The 18,081-nt window shown below is 64.5% G+C and carries 21 protein-coding genes; 3 read left to right on the top strand and 18 right to left on the bottom strand.

All coding sequences use genetic code 11. The features are described 5' to 3' along the window. Positions 1 to 37 precede the first annotated feature (37 nt). Positions 38 to 565: a DUF6496 domain-containing protein gene (locus tag BFD71_RS22955; protein WP_069266612.1), complete on the bottom strand. Its 528-nt coding sequence runs from the start codon at positions 563 to 565 to the stop codon at positions 38 to 40. Between the two features lie 66 nt (positions 566 to 631). Next, the gene (locus BFD71_RS22950; RefSeq protein WP_069266611.1) at positions 632 to 1,543 is read right to left on the bottom strand and encodes a LysR family transcriptional regulator; all 912 of its coding nucleotides are present in this window, start codon (positions 1,541 to 1,543) and stop codon (positions 632 to 634) included. A 121-nt stretch (positions 1,544 to 1,664) separates the two neighbouring features. Here BFD71_RS22950 and BFD71_RS22945 point away from each other — a divergent pair, with 121 nt between their 5' ends. After that, positions 1,665 to 2,603: an alpha/beta hydrolase gene (locus BFD71_RS22945; protein WP_069266610.1), complete on the top strand. Its 939-nt coding sequence runs from the start codon at positions 1,665 to 1,667 to the stop codon at positions 2,601 to 2,603. A 7-nt stretch (positions 2,604 to 2,610) separates the two neighbouring features. On the opposite strand, the gene BFD71_RS22940 is transcribed toward BFD71_RS22945, so the two are convergent. From BFD71_RS22940 to BFD71_RS22915, 6 genes are all read right to left on the bottom strand, one after another. After that, positions 2,611 to 4,158, bottom strand: coding sequence for a transglycosylase SLT domain-containing protein (locus BFD71_RS22940; protein WP_069266609.1), 1,548 nt, complete (start codon positions 4,156 to 4,158; stop codon positions 2,611 to 2,613). Positions 4,159 to 4,252: 94 nt separating this feature from the next. Further along, positions 4,253 to 4,633 carry a hypothetical protein gene (locus BFD71_RS22935; RefSeq protein WP_069266608.1) on the bottom strand — a complete coding sequence of 127 codons (381 nt, stop codon included), beginning with the start codon at positions 4,631 to 4,633 and terminating at the stop codon, positions 4,253 to 4,255. A gap of 109 nt (positions 4,634 to 4,742) precedes the next feature. Then, positions 4,743 to 5,144 (bottom strand): hypothetical protein, encoded by a 402-nt coding sequence (locus tag BFD71_RS22930; protein ID WP_069266716.1) that lies wholly within the window; start codon positions 5,142 to 5,144, stop codon positions 4,743 to 4,745. A 117-nt stretch (positions 5,145 to 5,261) separates the two neighbouring features. Continuing rightward, the gene (locus BFD71_RS22925; protein ID WP_069266607.1) at positions 5,262 to 5,525 is read right to left on the bottom strand and encodes a pentapeptide MXKDX repeat protein; all 264 of its coding nucleotides are present in this window, start codon (positions 5,523 to 5,525) and stop codon (positions 5,262 to 5,264) included. A 100-nt stretch (positions 5,526 to 5,625) separates the two neighbouring features. After that, on the bottom strand, positions 5,626 to 6,402 hold the full coding sequence (locus BFD71_RS22920) for a molybdopterin-dependent oxidoreductase (protein WP_069266606.1): 777 nt from the start codon (positions 6,400 to 6,402) through the stop codon (positions 5,626 to 5,628). A gap of 56 nt (positions 6,403 to 6,458) precedes the next feature. After that, on the bottom strand, positions 6,459 to 7,097 hold the full coding sequence (locus BFD71_RS22915; protein ID WP_069266605.1) for a cytochrome b/b6 domain-containing protein: 639 nt from the start codon (positions 7,095 to 7,097) through the stop codon (positions 6,459 to 6,461). Between the two features lie 421 nt (positions 7,098 to 7,518). Here BFD71_RS22915 and BFD71_RS22910 point away from each other — a divergent pair, with 421 nt between their 5' ends. Together BFD71_RS22910 and BFD71_RS22905 are read left to right on the top strand one after the other, a co-directional pair. After that, positions 7,519 to 8,064: a sigma-70 family RNA polymerase sigma factor gene (locus BFD71_RS22910; RefSeq protein WP_069266604.1), complete on the top strand. Its 546-nt coding sequence runs from the start codon at positions 7,519 to 7,521 to the stop codon at positions 8,062 to 8,064. Next, positions 8,061 to 8,702, top strand: a complete 642-nt coding sequence (locus BFD71_RS22905; protein ID WP_069266603.1) for a DUF1109 domain-containing protein — start codon at positions 8,061 to 8,063, stop codon at positions 8,700 to 8,702. The genes BFD71_RS22910 and BFD71_RS22905 overlap by 4 nt, the downstream gene beginning before the upstream one ends. A 33-nt stretch (positions 8,703 to 8,735) precedes the next feature. On the opposite strand, the gene BFD71_RS22900 is transcribed toward BFD71_RS22905, so the two are convergent. The 10 genes from BFD71_RS22900 to BFD71_RS22855 all read right to left on the bottom strand — a co-directional run bounded on the left by BFD71_RS22900 (position 8,736) and on the right by BFD71_RS22855 (position 18,074). After that, positions 8,736 to 10,043, bottom strand: a complete 1,308-nt coding sequence (locus tag BFD71_RS22900) for a chloride channel protein (protein ID WP_069266602.1) — start codon at positions 10,041 to 10,043, stop codon at positions 8,736 to 8,738. 128 nt (positions 10,044 to 10,171) lie between these two features. Then, positions 10,172 to 10,918 (bottom strand): glucose 1-dehydrogenase, encoded by a 747-nt coding sequence (locus tag BFD71_RS22895; protein WP_069266601.1) that lies wholly within the window; start codon positions 10,916 to 10,918, stop codon positions 10,172 to 10,174. Positions 10,919 to 11,134: 216 nt separating this feature from the next. After that, on the bottom strand, positions 11,135 to 12,130 hold the full coding sequence (locus BFD71_RS22890; protein ID WP_069266600.1) for an aldo/keto reductase: 996 nt from the start codon (positions 12,128 to 12,130) through the stop codon (positions 11,135 to 11,137). A 218-nt stretch (positions 12,131 to 12,348) separates the two neighbouring features. After that, positions 12,349 to 13,332: a hypothetical protein gene (locus tag BFD71_RS22885; protein WP_141710774.1), complete on the bottom strand. Its 984-nt coding sequence runs from the start codon at positions 13,330 to 13,332 to the stop codon at positions 12,349 to 12,351. Then, the gene (locus tag BFD71_RS22880) at positions 13,310 to 13,603 is read right to left on the bottom strand and encodes a gamma-butyrobetaine hydroxylase-like domain-containing protein (RefSeq protein WP_069266598.1); all 294 of its coding nucleotides are present in this window, start codon (positions 13,601 to 13,603) and stop codon (positions 13,310 to 13,312) included. The genes BFD71_RS22885 and BFD71_RS22880 overlap by 23 nt, the downstream gene beginning before the upstream one ends. Further along, entirely contained in the window at positions 13,600 to 14,595 is a 996-nt protein-coding gene (locus BFD71_RS22875; RefSeq protein WP_069266597.1) for a HEAT repeat domain-containing protein, read from the bottom strand. The genes BFD71_RS22880 and BFD71_RS22875 overlap by 4 nt, the downstream gene beginning before the upstream one ends. Positions 14,596 to 14,629: 34 nt before the next feature. After that, positions 14,630 to 15,400, bottom strand: a complete 771-nt coding sequence (locus BFD71_RS22870; RefSeq protein WP_069266715.1) for an ABC transporter ATP-binding protein — start codon at positions 15,398 to 15,400, stop codon at positions 14,630 to 14,632. A 44-nt stretch (positions 15,401 to 15,444) separates the two neighbouring features. Next, the gene (locus tag BFD71_RS22865; RefSeq protein ID WP_069266596.1) at positions 15,445 to 16,305 is read right to left on the bottom strand and encodes an ABC transporter permease; all 861 of its coding nucleotides are present in this window, start codon (positions 16,303 to 16,305) and stop codon (positions 15,445 to 15,447) included. A 49-nt stretch (positions 16,306 to 16,354) separates the two neighbouring features. Further along, positions 16,355 to 17,782 carry an ABC transporter substrate-binding protein gene (locus BFD71_RS22860; RefSeq protein WP_069266714.1) on the bottom strand — a complete coding sequence of 476 codons (1,428 nt, stop codon included), beginning with the start codon at positions 17,780 to 17,782 and terminating at the stop codon, positions 16,355 to 16,357. A 46-nt stretch (positions 17,783 to 17,828) separates the two neighbouring features. Further along, complete coding sequence (locus BFD71_RS22855; RefSeq protein ID WP_069266595.1) at positions 17,829 to 18,074, bottom strand: 4Fe-4S dicluster domain-containing protein; 246 nt, start codon at positions 18,072 to 18,074, stop codon at positions 17,829 to 17,831. Positions 18,075 to 18,081 lie beyond the last annotated feature (7 nt).

Below are 18,081 nucleotides of genomic sequence, written 5' to 3'. Positions count from 1 at the left end.
GCGATGAGGAAGATAGTCTCATAACCCCGCGCTACCGCTAGTGGCGGGTGTGCTGCGCCCGCGCGGCGCGTGTCTTCGCCGCCTTTTTTGCCGCGGCGGAACGGCCCGCTGCGCCCTTCGTCTGCGCAGCCTTTTTCGCGGCCGCCGACCGGCTGGCCGCGGGGCGGCGCGCCGCCGCGGTCTTTGCCTGCTTCGACGCGGCTTGTGGCGATGCGCCCTCCCGGCTCTCGCCCTTGAGCACTTGCGTCGTCGTGCGCGAGCGTTTGGCCTTCGATTCCGTGCTCGCGCGGCCCGTTTTCTCGCCGCGGCCCGCCGCGCTATCCTTTGCGGCCTTCTTGCGCGTCGCCTCGCTGGTTTTGCCTGGCGCCGGCGGTTTCAGGTCCACACCGGCGCGCCGCGCCTTCGACAGGCCGATCGCGACAGCCTGCTTCGCGGAACGCACGCCATGCTTGCCTTCGCGAACGCGATCGAACTCCTCCTTCACGAACTCGCCGGCCTGGGTACTTGCAGATTTGCCTGCGCGCTTGTCTGCGCGCGCACGCTCGATCGTTTTCTTCTCGGGCATTTTGGCTCTCCTTAATGAGTGACCCACTTATCGCAGCAAGCACCGTTCCGCACAGGCGCAAAGCCATCAGGCCGCAACGAAAGCCGGCCGCGGAGCAGCCGCGAGGATTTCGGCAACGAAGTCGAGAAACACGCGAGTCTTGTTCGGCAGCCGCCTGCCCGATGGATGCACGCCGTGGACGGGCAACGGCGGCGGCGCGAAACCTTCCAGCACGCTGACGACCTCGCCGCTCGCCATCTCCGCTGCGAAGAGCCAGGCCGGCGCCTGAACCAGGCCCATATGGGCCAGAACGGCAGCGCGAATCTGCTCCGCGTCGCCGGTGCGGAAATTGCCGGACGGAACCTGCAGGCCCGGCCCTTCGACGTTGCCGAAACGCCATGCCCGCGGCTCGTGCAGGGGCGCGAAAACCACACAGGCATGCCGTTCGATCTCTTGCGGCCGTTCGGGGCGCCCATGCTTTTCGAGGTATTGCGGTGTCGCGACGACAACGACCGGACTCGAGGCCAGATGCCTCGAAATCATTGAGGAATCGGCAAGCGGTCCGCTTTTGACCGAAAGATCGAAACCTTCCTCGACGAGATTGACGACTCGCTCCGTTGCGGAAAGGTCCACGTACACCTGCGGATAGCGGGAGAAAAACACCGGCAGGTGCGGCACGACATACAGCCGGCCAAAGACCGGTGGCACGGTGACGCGGATCAGCCCGCTCGCAGACAGCTGGCCGTGCCCGACGGAGGACTCGAGATCGGCGAAGTCGCCAATGATGCGCAAGCCCGCTTCATAGACCGTTTGACCGGTCTCGGTGAGCGTCATGCTGCGCGACGTGCGCCGCACCAGTTGAGCGCCGAGATGACGCTCGAGCGACGCGATCTGCTTGCTGACCGCAGGTTGACCCACGCCGATGTCGCGGGCCGCCGCGGCGAAACTCCCGCTTTCGACGATGCGAATGAAAAGTTTGAGCGCGTCGAGCCGGTCCATTTTCCCTTCCCCAAAACTTCCTGACTGGAATGGATTCTATTCCATCTGACCGTCTTCCATGCCCTGAGTGGAATCGATATCGTCATGCCCATTGACAACGCATTCACGCAACGAAGGAGCCATGATGAGCATCGGACAACGCACAAACCTGACCGAAGTGCGGCACAGCCTGAGCGAAGACGACCGCGAGGCGGCGAGGGCCTCGATCGAGCGCACGCAGCGGCTTTTCGACGAATTCGAAGGAACGATGCGCGAGGCGTACGACGCCATCACCGCGCAGACGCCGGTCGCGGACGGCGTCGGCATGGAGAGCATCGCGAACGCGGACGCAACAGGGTGGTGGATTCGGCCGCGCGCCGCGCCTGCCCATCGCGCGATCCTGTTCCTGCACGGCGGGGCCTTTGTGCTCGGCTCTGCATCGGGCTATCGCGGTTTCGCGAGCCAGATCGCGGTGCGTGCCGGTGTCGATACCTTCGTGCTCGACTATCCGCTTGCGCCCGAGCATCCGTTTCCCGCGGCGCACGATGCCGTGCTCGCCGCGCTGCGATGGCTGGCGAACGGCGGCATACGCGAAGTCTCGCTGGTCGGCGACTCCGCGGGCGGCGCCCTTGCACTGGCGGCTCTGGGTGTGGAGGAACCGCGCACGTTGAACATTGCGAGCGTGGCCGCTTTCTCGCCGTGGGTCGATCTGGCGTTGACAGGGCCGTCGTTCAAGAGCGATGCGACCCGGGATGCCGTTCTGACGCGGCCGGTGCTCGCCAATGCCGCCGCAGCGTATCTTGGGGCTGGCGATCCCACGGATGGACGCGCGTCGCCGCTGCATGCCATTCCCGGGCGCCTGCCGCCCATCGCGCTCCAGGTGGGCACGGACGAGTTGCTATTCGACGACGCGCGACGTTACGCGGCGGCTGCAGCGGAGCAGGGCGCAACGGTGCAACTGGAAATCTACGAAGGACTGCACCACGTGTTCCAGCGATCCACGCACGAGCTGTCGAGTGCGCGGTATGCGCTGGATGAAGTCGCGAGATTCATCTCGCGGTGCTGGACGCCTGACGCGTAAGTCTGCCTCAGCCCTGCTTGCGCGCCTGCCCGATGGCGCGTTCGCGTGCCGCCTGCGCTTGTTGTACGAGCCGGTAGGCGGCGTAGTACTTGTAGATATTGCGCACGTAAGTGGTCGTCTCGATCCCGATCTTCTCGCCGACCACGATCTCGACGTTGTTGAACCACTTGTCGGGCGAGAGCCCTCGGGCGGCCGCCTCCTTGCGCATCTTCGCGATCCTGGCCGGACCCGCGTTGTAGCTCGCAAACGCGAACAGGGCGCGGTCCGAGTCGGAAAAGTGCGCATCCGGGAAGTAGCGGGACATCAGGAGGTCCAGGTATTTCGCGCCGGCGTGGATGTTCGATTCTGTCACGCGGATGTCACCGACGGCCAGCTCCTTGCCGGTCGCCGGCATGAGCTGCATGATGCCGATCGCGCCAACGTGGCTGCGGGCGCTCTGGTCGAGCTGCGATTCCTGGAACCCTTGCGCGGCAAGCATCAATGGATCGAAGCGATATTGCGCGCCGTACTTCTCGAAGAGACAGACCGTTTGCGTGAAGCGCTTCAGTTCGGCGTCCTCCGTATTGCTGGTGATCTGCTTGACGCGCTGCAGTTCCTGCTGCAGACGCACTTCCGCCACGCTCTGCTTTTTCACGTAGCCAACGTAGAAGTCGGTGATGGCCTGCTGGAGTTTCGGACTCTGCTTGCGGATCGCCCAGCCGATATAGCCGGCGTCACGCACGGCCATGTCGTCATGCACCACGATGCCCGGCAGCACCTGCGCCCAGAATTTCGCCTTCCAGTCGTCGACGACGAGAATCTGGACCAGCCCGACATTGAGCATCTCCATGGCGTCCTCGTCCTCGAGCGCATCGGGCAGCAATACCAGCTTAATCGGCGGTTTGCCTTCTTTTTTGAAGCGCGCGTTCAGGGCGGTCAGACTCTCGAAATAGCTGCTGCTCGCACGCACGTGCACGGTCTTGCCGCTCAGGTCGTCGAGTTTGGTAAGCGTGGGCGACTTCGGACCGGTGACGACCAGCTCGCGAACCGGCTTGCGGTCGCGCGGCGCGACGAAGTCGACCTGCTTGAGCCGCGTTTCGGTGACGGTCAGATTGCCGGCGGCAATGTCCCCTTTCCCGGCCAGCAGAGCGGGAAGGAGCTGGTCGCGCGTCGTCGGGATGATCACGAGCGTCAAGGGACGCTTGCCGAGGCTGCTCCGGTACGTCTTGTTCAGGTAACGCTCGAAGTCGCGCATGAGCCCGGCGGTCAGCCCTCGCTCATGACCGAGCTCGTTGAAATAGAGGGTCCTGCTGTATGGCACCAGCACGCGGATCAGCCTGCGGTCGAGCATGGCATCGAAATCGCCGAACTTCGGCTGGATGGCGAGGTTGAGCCGGCGCGTGGCGGTGGGGGTGGGGGCCGCAGGGGGCGATGGCGCACTGGCTGGTGCAGCCGTCGCGGCCTGTGACGCCGCGGCTTGCGCAGGCGTTCCCTGGGCAGCGAGGCAGCCTGTCGGCCGGCTGGCAATACTCGTCCCGAAAGCCAGGATGATCAGCAACGTATGAACAATGCGCATGGTGCCAGGGCCGAGTGTGACGCGCCCTCCCATCATGTCACAACCGCACGATCTGGCTATGGGCCCATGGTCCTATAGCGAAAACGAACAGCCGCTACTTTGGCGATGTCATGACGTCACAGCCGCCGTGCGTGCCAGCGCCTTTCAGGGTGAGCGTAAGCCGGCTGCCCCGGTTCGCCGTGATGATCTGCCCATAGCTCACCGTGGGAATGAACTGGATATCCGGCGCGACCGCTACAGGGGGATTCCTTGCGCCGTCGACGGTCAAGTCGAGTTCCACGGTGACCGTGTCGATTGCGACGCCCATATCCTGCTTGCGCTCGGCCTGTTCCTTCCTGAAATTGCACAGGCCCGTGAGGACCTGCTCGAGGGCGGTCGGAATATCGACCGGCTTGCCCGGTGGAATGGGCGGCGTGTTGCAGCCGACGATCGTGAATGGCAAAGCGCAAAGGACCACGTATCGGCAGGCGCGCATTGGGTTCCCCTTCGATGAGCCAAAGGACGGCTTTGTCGAAGGGTGCCATGCGTGGATGCGCAGTCAATCGGACCTATGGCCTATGCGGAAGCCCGCTTCGCCTCGTGAATCACCCGGTCAGGCGCGTCCATAGCGTTCGTATGCGGCGCGCTCGCTCGTCAAACAGATACGACGCTGCGAGCGCGATCAGGCCAGCGACGACCCCCGTCGCAATGTGTTCGAGAACATGAATGCGATAGTGACTCGTGTGTGCGTAGGCATCGCCGATGATGGTCAGGCAGCCCACCAGCAGCGCGTTGCCATAGCGATTCGCGTACCACTTCGTTGCTGGCGTGAAGGTGAGAAGCACCGCCAGCGCGCCGGTGAACAGTCCTGTCTTGAATGCAATGGTCCAATGGGGCAGGCTCATGATGTTGCCCCAGCTCCCCGGCATGCAGGTCATGCATGCGCTGGTTGGCTGCCAGAAGCGCTGAATGAACAATTTCAGGCGGCGTTGCCATTCGCTTCCCATCACGTACTCCCAGTGCAGGGTGTGCGGCCCCGCGGAAATCGTGCATCGCTTGCGCATTGTGCTGGGGCGCACGCGATGCGCTCCTGGCAAGCGATGCCGGGAGCGCGTTACGACGGTTCAGTGCGCCATGGCGCCCGATGCCGGATGATCCATGCCCATGGCGTCGGGCTTCATCGGCTTTTTCATCTGATCATGGCTCATCGCGCCGCCTTTGCTCATTGTATCGTGCGCCATGGCGCCTTTGCCCATGGCGTCCTTCTGCATCGAGTCCTTCGACATGGCGTCGTTCGACATCGCGCCGCTTGCCTGCGCGAATGCTCCCGCGCTCATGCTCAACAGGGCGGCCGAGATGGCGATGGCTGCGAATCGGATCGTGTTCATTTGCATTGCTCCTTGCTGGGTGGAAAAAAACGTTGCCCCTTTTGCGGGCGGAAGTGAAACCGTCGCATGAAGTGGCGTATCAGGCGGCGGCCGGAAGACGTCACGAACCGCCGAACCAGTTGTAGCCCTGGTCGACCCAGTAGCCGCCTGGATACGTATTCGTGACGAAAATCTCGACGATGTGCTTGGGGTTCTTGTAGCCGAGCTTCGTCGGCATGCGCAGCTTCATCGGATAGCCATATTTCGCCGGCAGGCGCTCGCCGTCGTAGTCGAAAGCGAGCAAGGTTTGCGGATGCAGCGCCGTGGCCATGTCGATGCTTTCGTAGTAGTTGTCGGCGCAGCGAAAGCCCACGTATTGCGCGGTGAGATCCGCATCGACCCGGCGCAGGAAATGCGCGAATGGCGTGCCGCCCCAGCGGCCTATCGCGCTCCAGCCTTCGACACAGATGTGCCGTGTGATCTGCTCGGCGTGCGGCAGCGCGTACAACTCGGGCAGCGTCCAGACGCGCTGGCCCTTGACGAGCCCGCTGAGCCTGAGCCGATAGTCGTCGCCATCGACCACGGGCGCTTCGCTTTCGCTATAGAACGCGTTGAAGGGGAAGGGGCGCGTGATCTGGGCTTCGCTGTACGTGGGTGCGAGCCCGGTCGGGTCGAACAGCCATGCCTGCACGCGATCGTTGAGCCGGGAAACGGCGGTGAGGAACGTGTTGACCGAGGCGTCGTCGGTAATCGTGCAGCCTGTCAGCAGCGAGAGGCCGCCGAGCGTGAGCATGCGCTTGCCGAACAGGCGCCGTGACGGCATGTCGAGTTCGCGCCGTGCATCGGCAAGGATCGCTGCGCGGTCGATTGCGATGATCTTGCGGTCGGTCGTGTTCATCTGGAATCCTTATCGATATCGAAGGACGGTGATTCAAACAGGATTGGGCGGCGCGTTCAGCGTCCGCGCAGCATGGTGAGCAGCGAGCGCGGCACGAGCGCGACCATCGTCACGTGAACGAGCACGAACGCCGCAAGCACGGACATCGCGCAAAAGTGCACGACGCGCGCGCGGTCGTATCCGCCCATCGACTCGCGCAGCAGCGGAAACTGCACCGACTTCCAGATCGCAAGGCCCGACAGCACGAGGACGACGAGATCGGCGATCGCAATCAGGTAGGCGAGCTTCTGCACGGCGTTGTACTGGCTTAGGTCAGCGTGAGAAAGTCGGCCCATGAGCGCGGCGCGCAGATCGTGCAGCACGGCGCGCGGGCTCAGCGGGAAGAACTTCGTGCGCCAGCGGCCGGTGGCGAGATTCATGGCGAGATAGACTAGGCCGTTGAAAAACAGCAGCCACATTGCCGCGAAATGCCATTGCAGTGCGCCGCCGAGCCAGCCGCCGAGCGTGATCGAGGTGGGAATGACGAAGCTCGCGAACACGGGAGACGCATCGTAAATGCGCCAGCCGGAGAACATCATGACGAGCGCCGCAAGCGCGTTGAGCCAATGCGTGACGCGCAGCCAGAGCGGCTGGATGGCGCGTGGGCGGCGCACGCTGGCTTCGAGTGCGGGCGATTCACCGATCGACGTGTGCATGGCGATTCCTCGTTAGCGCAGAGTTGACAGTGAATTCGCTGTGGCGCGCGCGCCGGTTACAGCGCGTCGGGAATAAATCGCGAGACCGGGGGGCGGCCTAAAAATAAGTCGCCGAGGCTGTAACCTAACTGGCGCGGCGAACGAACTACCCGCAACGGGCGCACGCGCTCGCGCCGAGCGAAAGAGGCACAAGGTGGGTTTGACTAGCACATGGGCGACGATGACGGAAGGGGCGACGCCCGGCGCGCGCGCCGGGGCAGCGCATGCCGTTGCGGGGAGCGAAGCGTTCGGCTACGCTCACGCGAACGGGCGCGAATATGGCGGTGCTCGTAATAATTTTGAAAGCTCTCCTTCGCAAGACCAGGCGAGCGCCATGCCCGCAAGCCCGCTAACCTACCGTCGCGATCATCCAGGACGACCTTTGCACACCGCGGAAACCCGTCTCAAAGCGCTTTTCGTCAGCGGCCTGGAAGGCGACGCGCAAGCGTATCGCGACTTCCTCGAGGAACTCACGCGCCATTTGCGCGGCTACCTGCGCCGGCGCATCCCGCAGTTGCGCGACGACGTCGAGGACCTCGTACAGGAGATCCTGCTGGCGGTCCACAACGCGCGTCACACATGGCGCCCCGACGAACCGCTCACGGCGTGGGTGCACGCGATCGCCCGCTACAAGCTGATGGACTTTTTCCGCTCGCGCGCACGCCGCGACGTGCTCAACGATCCGCTCGAAGATCACACCGATCTCTTCGCCGCGCCCGACGACGAACCCGCGCAGGCGCGCCGAGATATCGGCAAGCTGCTCGAGCAATTGCCCGACAAGCAGCGCCTGCCTATCGTCCACGTGAAGCTCGAAGGGCTTTCGGTCGTGGAGACGGCGAAGCTCACGGGGCTCTCCGAATCGGCGGTCAAGGTGGGCATTCATCGCGGTTTGAAGGCGCTTGCCACGCGCATCAGGGGAGCGCGATGAAAACCGACGATCTGATCAACCTGCTCGCCGCCGGCGATGCGCGCGTGGACCGCAAAGCTGTGCTGCGCCGCTTCGCGCGGGCGCTGGCGCTCGGTTTTGCGGGCTCGGTCGTGCTGATGAGCGTGGTGTTCGGCGTGCGGCACGATCTCATGAGTGTCATGCACACGCCGATCTTCTGGGCGAAGCTCGCGTTCCCGTTGTGTGTCGCGGCCGCCGCCGCGCTCGCGGTCAGCCGCCTCGGGCGGCCGGGCCGGCGCGGCGGCTATGCGTGGGCGCTGGTCGCGCTGCCGTTCGTCGCCGTGCTGGCGGGCGCGTGGCTCGCACTGGGCGACGCGGCGCCCGCGCAACGCATACCGCTCGTGATGGGCCTCACATGGCGCACGTGCCCGTTCAATATCGTGCTGCTTTCGGTGCCCACGTTTGTGGCCGTCTTCTGGGCCGTGCGCGGTCTCGCGCCCACCCGCCTGCGCGCAGCGGGCGCGGCAGCCGGGCTCTTTGCGAGCGCGCTCGCGACCATTGCGTATTGCCTCCATTGCCCGGAAATGAGCCCGGCGTTCTGGAGCGTCTGGTACGTGATCGGCATGTTGCTGCCCGCCGGCATTGGCGCGTGGCTGGGGCCGCGGTTGCTGCGCTGGTAACGGCGCGTGAGGATCGACGCGCGTGAGCGCGCGTCACTGTTTCAGGAAGCGTTGCGCCAGGGCTTCGTACAGCGGCGGCGCGAACAGCTTCGAGACCTGGCTCGACACGAGCGCCGTTGCCATCAACGAGATCACGAGCGCGTGCCCGTCGATCATTTCGATGACGATGACAAACGCCGTGATCGGGCTCTGCGTGACGGCGGCCAGATAGCCGACCATGCCGAGCGCGATCAGCATTGGCAGCTGCATCTGCCCGAACACCATGTGCAGTGCATTGCCGATGCCGGCGCCGATCGCCAGCGACGGCGCAAAGAGGCCGCCCGGCGTGCCCGGCAGGTACGAGCCGACCATCGAGGCCATTTTCAGCACGGGATAGGCGACGCCGAGCTGTGAATGACCCTCGAGCATGCCGCGCGCTTGCGCATAGCCGCTGCCGAACAGATTGCCGCCGCTCGCCACGCCAATCACGGCGATGAATAAACCGCACACGGCGCCGAACGTCACGGGCCGTTCCTTTCGGAGAGCGAACAAACGGGACGGCATCCATCGTTCGGTGTTGAGCAGCAGCCAGCAGAACACGCCGCCTGCGAGGCCGGTGATCACGCCGACGAGGATGACGGCGACCGCGAGCAGATCGGGCATATGACTGCCGATGGCGATCGTGCCGAAATACACATAGTTGCCTTGCAGCGCGAGTGAGACGACGCCCGCAAAGATGATGGCCGTGATGATCACGCCGCTGGTTTTCGCCTCGAAGCTGCGTGTGAGTTCCTCGATGGCGAAGACCACGCCCGCGAGCGGTGCATTGAACGCGGCGGAAAGGCCGGCGGCGGCGCCCGCGAGCGCGAGCTTGTATTCGAGGCCGACGCCGTACATGCTGCGCAGTCGCGCCGGGTAGAAACGCCGGAGGCTGTACATGAGCGCCGCGCCCACGTGGATAGTCGGCCCTTCGCGGCCAATCGTGAATCCGCCGACAATGGCGAGAAACGACAGGGCGATCTTGCCGATCAGGATGCGCAGCGTGAGCAGGCGCGGGCCGAATTTGCGCACGTCGTGCAGCGTTGCGATGACTTGCGGGATGCCGCTGCCCTCCGAACCCGGAAACCAGCGGCGCGTGGCCCATACGCAGAACGCACCGATGGCCGGCGTGATGACGAGTGGCAGCCACCGGTTGTGGCCTGTCATCTGCACAAAGAGCGAGTAACCGAAGTCGACGAGCCGCGCGTACATGACCGCGACCAGTCCCGTCGCGATGGCGCCGAGCCAGAACACGCCGAAATACAGCCAACGCCGCCGGCTGCGCAGAATCGTGCGGCTGTCTACAAGGTCGGAAACTCGCATGAGGCGGCTTGGCCAAACTCCTCTTTCCGAAGCGTTGCCGGTCGTGCCGCCACCCGGGCGGCACGACCGATCTTCAGGAGATTAGCACGCACGCGTTTTTTCGCGCCAGCCAGTTTCACCCACCTGCCTTAGCGCAGGCCCCCGCTGGCGACGATATGCTCGCCGGTCAACCATTTGGCGTCGTCCGATGCGAGGAACACGACGGCCGAGGCGATATCGTCCGGCTGACCGATGCGTCCGAGCGGCGTCTGGCTGACCGTCTGGCTTTCGAAATCCGATCCGATGACGCCGATCGCGTGTGCGCCTTCTGTCTCGATGATGCCGGGATTGATCGCATTCACGCGGATCTTGCGCGGTCCCAGTTCGCGTGCCAGCACGCCCGTGATCGCATCCACCGCGCCCTTCGTGCCGCTATAGACAGCCGTTCCCGGTGGCGTGACCGTCGTCACGACCGAACTCACGTTCACGATGCTCGCACCCTCGCCAAGATGCTTTACGGCCGCCTGCGTGGTGAGCAGCACGCCGAGCACGTTGATGTCGAACTGCTTGCGGTATTGCGCCTCCGTGAACTCTTCGATTGGCGCGAACTCGTAGACGCCCGAGTTGTTGACAAGGATGTCGAGGCGACCGTAAGTTTCGACGGCCGTGCTGATGATGCCTTGTGCGTCGGACGCCTTCGACACGTCGCCGCCGACGGAAACCGCCTTGCCGCCCGCGGCCGTAATCGCGCTCACGACCGCATCGGCGCCCGCCTTGCTGCTCGCGTAGTTCACGACCACCGAAGCGCCTTCGGCCGCGAGGGCCTTGGCGATCGCAGCGCCAATGCCTTTCGACGCGCCCGTGACGACTGCCACCTTGCCTGCAAGTTTGCCCATCATGTTCTCCTTACCGTATGTCGCAGCATCGAATGGAACCGGCGTCCTGGCTTGAATGAAGCCATCGGCCGGCGACTATTGCGAATCTAAAGGTCCGCGCCGCCGCGATAAAGCGGCCTGGCGCGAATTGACTGGCAGGATCAGCCGAACAATCGGGGCGGAGCAAAATCGGGTAAGCGGGCGCAGAAATTCCTGCGGCCTCGACCGCAAGGGCTTTTACCAGCGCTGGTGGACGTGCGGCGCTATATAGTGTTCGTAAACGTCCCGCACGCGTTGCATCGCCGCGTCGGAGAGCGGCGCGAGGTTTGCCGCCGAGACGTTCGACGCCGCCTGGGCCGCGTTCTTGCTGCCCGGAATGATGACGGAGACAGCGTCTTCCATGAGTATCCAGCGCAGGGCGAGCTGTGCCATCGAGGCGTCCACGGGTACCAGGCCGCGCAGTTCATCGACCGCCTTCAAGGCGACGTCGTACGGCACGCCCGAGAACGTTTCGCCTACGTCGAATGCCTCGCCATGACGATTGAACGCACGGTGGTCGTCCGCCGCAAAAACGGAATCCGCGGACAATTTGCCGGTGAGCATGCCGCTCGCGAGCGGCACTCGCGCGATGACCGCAACATTCTTCTTTAGCGCCTCGCGGAAAAACAGGGCGGCAGGCCGTTGGCGGAACATGTTGTAGATGATCTGCACCGAGACCACATTGGGATATTCGATCGCCTTCAGCGCTTCCTCCACCTTTTCGACCGAAACGCCGTAAAAGCGGATTTTGCCGGCGGCGACGAAGCTGTCCATCGCGTCGAATACCTCGGGGCGGTAGTAGACCTCCGTCGGCGGGCAGTGCAATTGCACGAGGTCGAGCGTGTCGACACCCAGGTTCGAAAGACTCCGGTCGATGAAGCCTTCGAGTTCGCGCTTGTTCAGATAGCCGCTGGTCACATGCGGATCGAGCCGGCGTCCGAGTTTCGTCGCCACGATCGGGCGCTTGCCGCCGCGTTCGCGCAGCACGTCCCGGATAATGCGCTCCGAGCGGCCGTCGCCGTAGACGTCGGCGGTGTCGATGAACGTGACGCCGTTATCGAGCGCGGCGTTCAGCGCGGCTCTGGCGTCGTCTTCGCCGACGCTTCCCCACGAGCCGCCGATTGCCCATGCACCAAAGCCGATCTCGGACACGTTCCAGCCGGTCCGCCCAAATTTTCTCTTCGAAAGCGTCATTTGCGTGCTCCTCCTGTGGTTTGCGCAGTTGTCTGGCAGGCGTTGCAATCGCCTCTGCGCCCGTAGTGTAGCTGGCTGTCAGGAGCAGGTATCCAAGGCGCTGGAACTCAGGGCCACAATCGTGGGAAACCGCGTGTTCACCGCATCGATCGATTCTCAACGGTCCGAATAATCGAGGGGCGGGGCCGACGATCGCGCGCGCCGTCACTGCCTCGACTTCAAATCGGCTTTTCGATCGCTGCCTGGCCGTGCGGCGTCAGCGTTTGTTGCCCGTCCTTGTCGAAGCCGCTATAGGTCCAGTCCAGTTTGCCGGAAGTGGTGGCGACCGAGCGGGTCAGGCCGATGCCGTACTGAGTCAGATACGTTCGACGCGTCTTGTTCTGGACGATACCGTCCTTCGTCTGTTCGCAGTCCAGGTCGATCGCTTTGCCGGTGAACGCTGCATTGAACTGGGAAGCCGGATAGTAGCGGCTCGTGTGACAGGTCCACGTGAGCGCCCGGAAGTTGACGATCTGAACCGTCGTGCCGAACTTGAACGTCGTGGTATAGGTTTCGTCTTCCTGCGGCGCGTTGAACGCGAACTGATTGTTGTCGGCGTCGTGCGCGACGAAGGGGATGAACGCCGCCGTCTGCGCGTAGTTCGCCGTTTCCTCTTTCAGGCTGTAAATGTTGAGGTAAGAGAGGCTGAACGTTGCGGCGGCGGGCACACCATTCGCCGAGCTTTCATACAACTGCTGGACCATGCCCGTATCTTGTGCGTTGATCAGCACAGTCTTGAAGTCGCGCTCGATCCCCACCGTGCCAACATGGCCCGTTACCTTGCCGAGCACCGTCAAGACCTTGAAGGGCAGCACGTGCGTGCCCGGTGCCGGCATTTTCTCGCGAACGCTCGTGGGCAAGGAATCCACGGCAAAGTGCGCCGCGAGATAGCCGGGCTTGTCGTTGGCCATATCCTTGACCGGCACGAACTGAACACAACCTGACAATAGCGCAGCGGATGTGAAGGAAGTGCCGACGAGCAGGCGGGTCATTCTGTTTCGCATCTTTTTCTTCGATTCTTTGTCAACGGATCGGGCGCCCGTCAAACGAGCACGGCATGGCATGCTTATCGGCGCGATGCGAGCGTTCTTTAATCGAAGATCGAAGCGAGGCGGGTGGCTGCCAGCTTCAGGGCGCAAGCTAGCGGTCTTCGCCGCGCCCAAGCTGCTCGAGGTAGGTCCATGGATAGATGCCGCGTGCATGGCCGTCGCTGAACGCGAGCTGCACGCCGTAGCCCATCGGCTCGATGGCGATCAGCATCACATCCGCAGCGGCCGCGGGCGCGGCGCCGTCGAGCCGCACGCGCCGGCAGGCTGCGCACGGGCACGCCGCGCGCAGCCGGGCGTGCTTCACACGTTGTGTCTCGCCTGCCGGCCAGCGGAGCGTGAGCGCTCGCGCGACGGCGTCGTTGCGAACCTCGAGCGGCGTTTTCATAGCGCTGCGCCCGCGATCTGGCCGATAGCGATGCGCACGGCCTTGCGCACCTCGGGATCGCGGTCCTGCAGCGCGCTTTGCAGCGCGGGCAAAGACTCGCGCGTGCCCAGTTCGCCGAGCGTGAGCGCCGCTTCCTTGCGCAAGTTGCTGATCGAATGCGTGAGCAGCGTGGCGACGGCGGTGGCCGCTTGCGCATCGCGTAGCTGTCCGAGTGCGCGGGCCGCGCGCAGCCGGACCTGCCAGTAGGCGTCACCGAGCGCTTCGACAAGCGGTGCGAGTGCCGTTGCGGCACGCAGCTTGCCGAGCGTCGTCGCGGCTTCTTCGCGCACCTGCCAGGCGTCGTCGCGCAACGCCGTGAGCAGCGCGTCGAGCGTGGCCTGATCGTCCGACGATGCGAAGCCGAGCGCGCCAACGGCGGCGCGGCGGACGTCGGGGTGCGCGTCGCCGGCGCCGAGCGCGGCGAGCGCCTTCAGCGCGCGTTCCTCCTTGAGCCAGCCGAGCACGGCGACGGCCTCGAGCCGCACGTCGGCCTCAGTGTCCGCAAGCGCATGCAGCGCGGGCTCGAAGGCATCCGCAAAGCGGAGTTCGCGCAGGCCGCGCAGCGCCGCGCGGCGCACGAACGGTTCGGGCCGCGCGGCCCACCGGCGCAGCACGTGGCCCGACGACTGAGCCTTCAATTCCGAAAGACTTTGCGCCGCGGCTTCGCGCACGTCGTCGTCGGTGTCGAGCAATGCTGCGCAGAGCGCTTCGACGACGTCGTCGTCTTCCCACGCGGCCAGCACGGCGGCGGCTTCGCGGCGCACGTCTGGAGCGGGATCGTCGCGCAGCGTCGCCACGAACGCGGGCAGCAGCGCTTCATCTTCGAGATCGGCGAGTTCGAAGAGCGCGATGCGGCGCACGGCGGGATCGGCGTCGGCGAGGCGCGCGAGCAGGGCGCTCGCTTCGGCGCTCGGGTGCTGCGGGTTCGGCAAGGTGGGAGCGGAAACGGTCATGGGAAGGGCAGTGATCTGGTGGGCGCTTGAGGGACTACGCCGCTTCGCGCAGAAACGCGAGGCAGCGGCGCTTGATGTCGACGAAGCCGGCTTCGGTCGTGCTCTCGTCGCTGCGTGGCCGCGCGAGCGGCACTGTGATATCGGCGACGAGGCGCGCGGGTCGTTGCGAGAGCATCAGGATGCGGTCGCCGAGAAACAGCGCTTCGTCGATGTCGTGCGTGACGAACACGACGGTCGTGCGTATCTGCGTCCAGATGTCGAGCAAAAGCGTTTGCATCATGCGGCGCGTTTGGGCGTCGAGTGCGCCGAAGGGCTCGTCCATCAACAAAATGCGCGGACGGTTGATCAGCACGCGCGCGATTTCCACACGCTGCTGCATGCCGCCCGACAGCTGCGCGGGATAGTGCGACTCGAATCCCGCGAGCCCCACCAGCGCGAGCAGTTCGGCCGCTTCGCGCCGACGCTCACTGGCGCCAACGCCCTTCATCTTCAGGCCGAATGCCACGTTGTCGATCACACGCTTCCAGGGAAACAGCGTGTGCTGCTGGAATACGAGGCCGCGCTCCGGATGCGGGCGCTCGACCGCGAGACCGTCGACGGCGATTTCGCCCTGCGTGGACGGGACGTGCCCCGCGATGGCGCCGAGCAGCGTGGACTTTCCGCAGCCGGACGGCCCAAGCACGCACACGAACTCGCCGGGTGCGATCTCGACGTTCAGTGAGTCGAGCGCGGCCAAGCGCGCGTGCGGCGGCCCGACCTCCACGGTCAGCGAACGCACGTTGATGTGCCCCGCCGCGTGGGGCACCGGCGCCCTGGCGCGGGCTTCAGGATGGACGGCGGCAGGCGTGTTCACTGGCGCGCTCCCCGCAGGCGGTACCACGGCGTCAGTGCGGTGCCGATGCGTTTGACGAGGAGGCTGCTGCCCATGCCGAGCACGCCGATCAGGGCCATGCCGACCACGATATCCGCATAGTTCTGGAGCGTATAGGATTCCCAGGTGAAATAGCCTATGCCGTACTGCCCGGCGATCATTTCCGCGGTTACGAGGCAGAACCACGCGGTGCCCATACCGATGGAAAGACCCGTGAAGATCGCAGGCGCGGCACCCGGCAATACCACTTCTGTATAGAGCGACAGCGAGCCGGTGCCGAGACCCCGCGCGGTGGCGACGAGGCGGGGGTCGACGGCCTCCACGCCGTGGATCGTGTTCAGCAGGATCGGGAACAGCGCACCGATGAACGTGATGAACATCATGCTCAGTTCCGAAGAGGGAAACATCAGGATCGCGAGCGGAATCCACGCGACCGCCGGGATTGGCCGCAGCACTTCGAGCGGCGGCAGGAGCACATCTTCGAGTGCGCGATAGCGACCGATCGCGAGTCCGAGCCCGACGCCGACCAGGGCCGCCGCGCAGAAGCCGGCCAGCACGCGCGTCAGACTCGCGGCGAGATGCATCGGCAGCTTCGGCGAATGGAGCAGCGCCCATAGCGCGGGAATGGCGTCGGCGGGCGAAGGGACATTCGCGAACGTGACGATGCCAAGCGAGAGCCGGAAATGAACGGCCAACTGCCAGGCAGCCACGAACAGCACGATCGAGCCGGCGCGCCATGCGCGGCGGCGTATCGGTGCGCTGCGCGCTGCGGCTGCAGTCAGTGCCGGTTCCCGGACGGCCTGGCGTTGCCGGGCTGCGAGGTCAAGCGTGGCAGACATGCGGACTCCTCATAAATCGCAAGTGAGCGGGCGGACAGAGCGCGACGCGTTAGCGCGAAGCGAGGGCCTGCTGGGCGCCCGTTTTTGCAGCGGCATAGTCGACGACCGCGCCCGACGTGTGCTGTGCGTAGGCATCCGCGCCTGTCTTCTGCAGGAACGCGGTGACGTCGCCATGCGCGTCGCGTACGTACCAGGCGTCGGAAGCGAAGAGCTTCTGTCCGCTGTCGTGGTCCTGCACGTAGACCGCGCGCACCTTGCTGCCGGACTGTTCGAGTTTCGCGAGCGCTGCGAACCCTTCCGCCGCGTTCGCATAGTTGCGCACGTGTGCCTCGTTGGCGACCCACACCTGTGTGACCGCGAGGAAATCACGAATGGGCTTGCCGGTCAGCGCGTCGTTCGCGGCGAGCGGCTGCCGAGCGTAGTTTTTCAGCGCGGCGTCATAGTCGAGTCCAGACTCCTTGAACGCCTCGCGGATGTAGCGGTCGTCGATGAAGGTGTTCGCATCGAGATTGACATCCGTTTTCTTGAGCAGCTTCAGCGTGTCGATGGCAGTCGCCACGGCCTGGCGGTACTCCGGCTTCCAGGTGAGATCGCGCGTTTGCAGGCCGAGCGGTCCATGATAGAGATAGTCGACGGGCGCCTCGATGCCCGTCACCTTCTCGATCAGCAAACTATATTTTTCGGGATCTTCCGCAATCAGGCGGTTCGCTTCGATTGCCGCGCGCAGATAGGCGACCACCACTTCCGGGTACTTCTGCGCATAAGCGGCATCGACGAGCGCGCCGTGAAAGGTGGGCGCACGGCTTTGGGCGCCGTCGTATATCTTGCGAGCGATGCCGCGGTACGGGAACAGGTCGGCGAACGGCACGAAGTCGGCGTGGGCGTCGATCTTGCCCGCCTTGAGGGCGCTCCCTGCCACTTCCGGCGCTTGCGTGATGATGTTCACGTCGGTATCGGGGTTCCAGCCTTGCGCTTTGATTGCGCGCAGCAGCATGCCGTGCGACGTCGAGGCGAACGGTACCGAGATCGTCTTGCCCTTGAGGTCGGCAATCGAATGCAGCGGCGAGTTGACGGGCACGACGATGCCGTTGCCGCTGCCATCGGTGCTGCCTTCGAGCACGGTGATGAAGAGGCTCTTTCGGCCCGCTTTCTGGAACGCCGCGCCATTGAGCGAACCCGGGAAATCCGCCATGGCGCCGAAGTCGAGCTTGCCGGCCACCATTTCGTTCGTGAGCGGCGCGCCGGAAGTGAAGTCCTTCCACTGCACGTCGTAGGTGACGTTCGCGTATTTGCCGGTGTGGGGCAGATACTTGTCGAGCAAGTGCAATTCGCGGATCAGGAGGCCACCCGTCGCGCAGTTGATAGTGGTGTCCTGGGTGCCGATCGCGACGCGAATCGTCTCGGCGTGTACGGTGATCGCGGCGCTCAACAGTAGCGGGGCGGCGAAAAGGCGAAGAATCCGTTGGCGTGTTTTCATGATCTGTTTGGCGAGCAATACGGGTACCGTCGTTGGGTGACAGCGGTTAGCGCAACAGGTACGGAATGTCGACCTTGACTGCGCCGGTCGGGCAGTCGCGTTCGCAGGGCATGCAATACCAGCATTCGTCGAATTGCATATAGGCCTTACCCTTGCTCACATCGATTGCGAGCAGGTCGAGCGGGCACACATCCACGCAAACCGTGCAGCCTTTGTCGGCGATGCAGCGGTCTTCGTCGATCGTGACGGGCGCACTGCTGCGCTGGAAGATTTCGTGCGGCGTATAGGACATATTCGGA

The organism is Paraburkholderia nodosa (assembly GCF_001718195.1).
Classification (GTDB): Bacteria; Pseudomonadota; Gammaproteobacteria; order Burkholderiales; family Burkholderiaceae; genus Paraburkholderia; species Paraburkholderia nodosa_A.
The sequence above is the reverse complement of the archived record's forward strand: the minus strand, read 5'-3'. Positions and strand labels throughout refer to the sequence as shown.

What these genes read in the sequence shown, in the direction of transcription:
- BFD71_RS22915 (WP_069266605.1), bottom strand. Translation starts at nt 7,097, where the DNA reads ATGCACACGTCGATCGGTGAATCGCCCGCACTCGAAGCCAGCGTGCGC.
- BFD71_RS22930 (WP_069266716.1), bottom strand. Translation starts at nt 5,144, where the DNA reads ATGGGAAGCGAATGGCAACGCCGCCTGAAATTGTTCATTCAGCGCTTC.
- BFD71_RS22945 (WP_069266610.1), top strand. Translation starts at nt 1,665, where the DNA reads ATGATGAGCATCGGACAACGCACAAACCTGACCGAAGTGCGGCACAGC.
- BFD71_RS22900 (WP_069266602.1), bottom strand. Translation starts at nt 10,043, where the DNA reads ATGCGAGTTTCCGACCTTGTAGACAGCCGCACGATTCTGCGCAGCCGG.
- BFD71_RS22855 (WP_069266595.1), bottom strand. Translation starts at nt 18,074, where the DNA reads ATGTCCTATACGCCGCACGAAATCTTCCAGCGCAGCAGTGCGCCCGTC.
- BFD71_RS22860 (WP_069266714.1), bottom strand. Translation starts at nt 17,782, where the DNA reads ATGAAAACACGCCAACGGATTCTTCGCCTTTTCGCCGCCCCGCTACTG.
- BFD71_RS22955 (WP_069266612.1), bottom strand. Translation starts at nt 565, where the DNA reads ATGCCCGAGAAGAAAACGATCGAGCGTGCGCGCGCAGACAAGCGCGCA.
- BFD71_RS22925 (WP_069266607.1), bottom strand. Translation starts at nt 5,525, where the DNA reads ATGAACACGATCCGATTCGCAGCCATCGCCATCTCGGCCGCCCTGTTG.
- BFD71_RS22895 (WP_069266601.1), bottom strand. Translation starts at nt 10,918, where the DNA reads ATGGGCAAACTTGCAGGCAAGGTGGCAGTCGTCACGGGCGCGTCGAAA.
- BFD71_RS22920 (WP_069266606.1), bottom strand. Translation starts at nt 6,402, where the DNA reads ATGAACACGACCGACCGCAAGATCATCGCAATCGACCGCGCAGCGATC.
- BFD71_RS22935 (WP_069266608.1), bottom strand. Translation starts at nt 4,633, where the DNA reads ATGCGCGCCTGCCGATACGTGGTCCTTTGCGCTTTGCCATTCACGATC.
- BFD71_RS22880 (WP_069266598.1), bottom strand. Translation starts at nt 13,603, where the DNA reads ATGAAAACGCCGCTCGAGGTTCGCAACGACGCCGTCGCGCGAGCGCTC.
- BFD71_RS22865 (WP_069266596.1), bottom strand. Translation starts at nt 16,305, where the DNA reads ATGTCTGCCACGCTTGACCTCGCAGCCCGGCAACGCCAGGCCGTCCGG.
- BFD71_RS22905 (WP_069266603.1), top strand. Translation starts at nt 8,061, where the DNA reads ATGAAAACCGACGATCTGATCAACCTGCTCGCCGCCGGCGATGCGCGC.
- BFD71_RS22890 (WP_069266600.1), bottom strand. Translation starts at nt 12,130, where the DNA reads ATGACGCTTTCGAAGAGAAAATTTGGGCGGACCGGCTGGAACGTGTCC.
- BFD71_RS22950 (WP_069266611.1), bottom strand. Translation starts at nt 1,543, where the DNA reads ATGGACCGGCTCGACGCGCTCAAACTTTTCATTCGCATCGTCGAAAGC.
- BFD71_RS22875 (WP_069266597.1), bottom strand. Translation starts at nt 14,595, where the DNA reads ATGACCGTTTCCGCTCCCACCTTGCCGAACCCGCAGCACCCGAGCGCC.
- BFD71_RS22940 (WP_069266609.1), bottom strand. Translation starts at nt 4,158, where the DNA reads ATGCGCATTGTTCATACGTTGCTGATCATCCTGGCTTTCGGGACGAGT.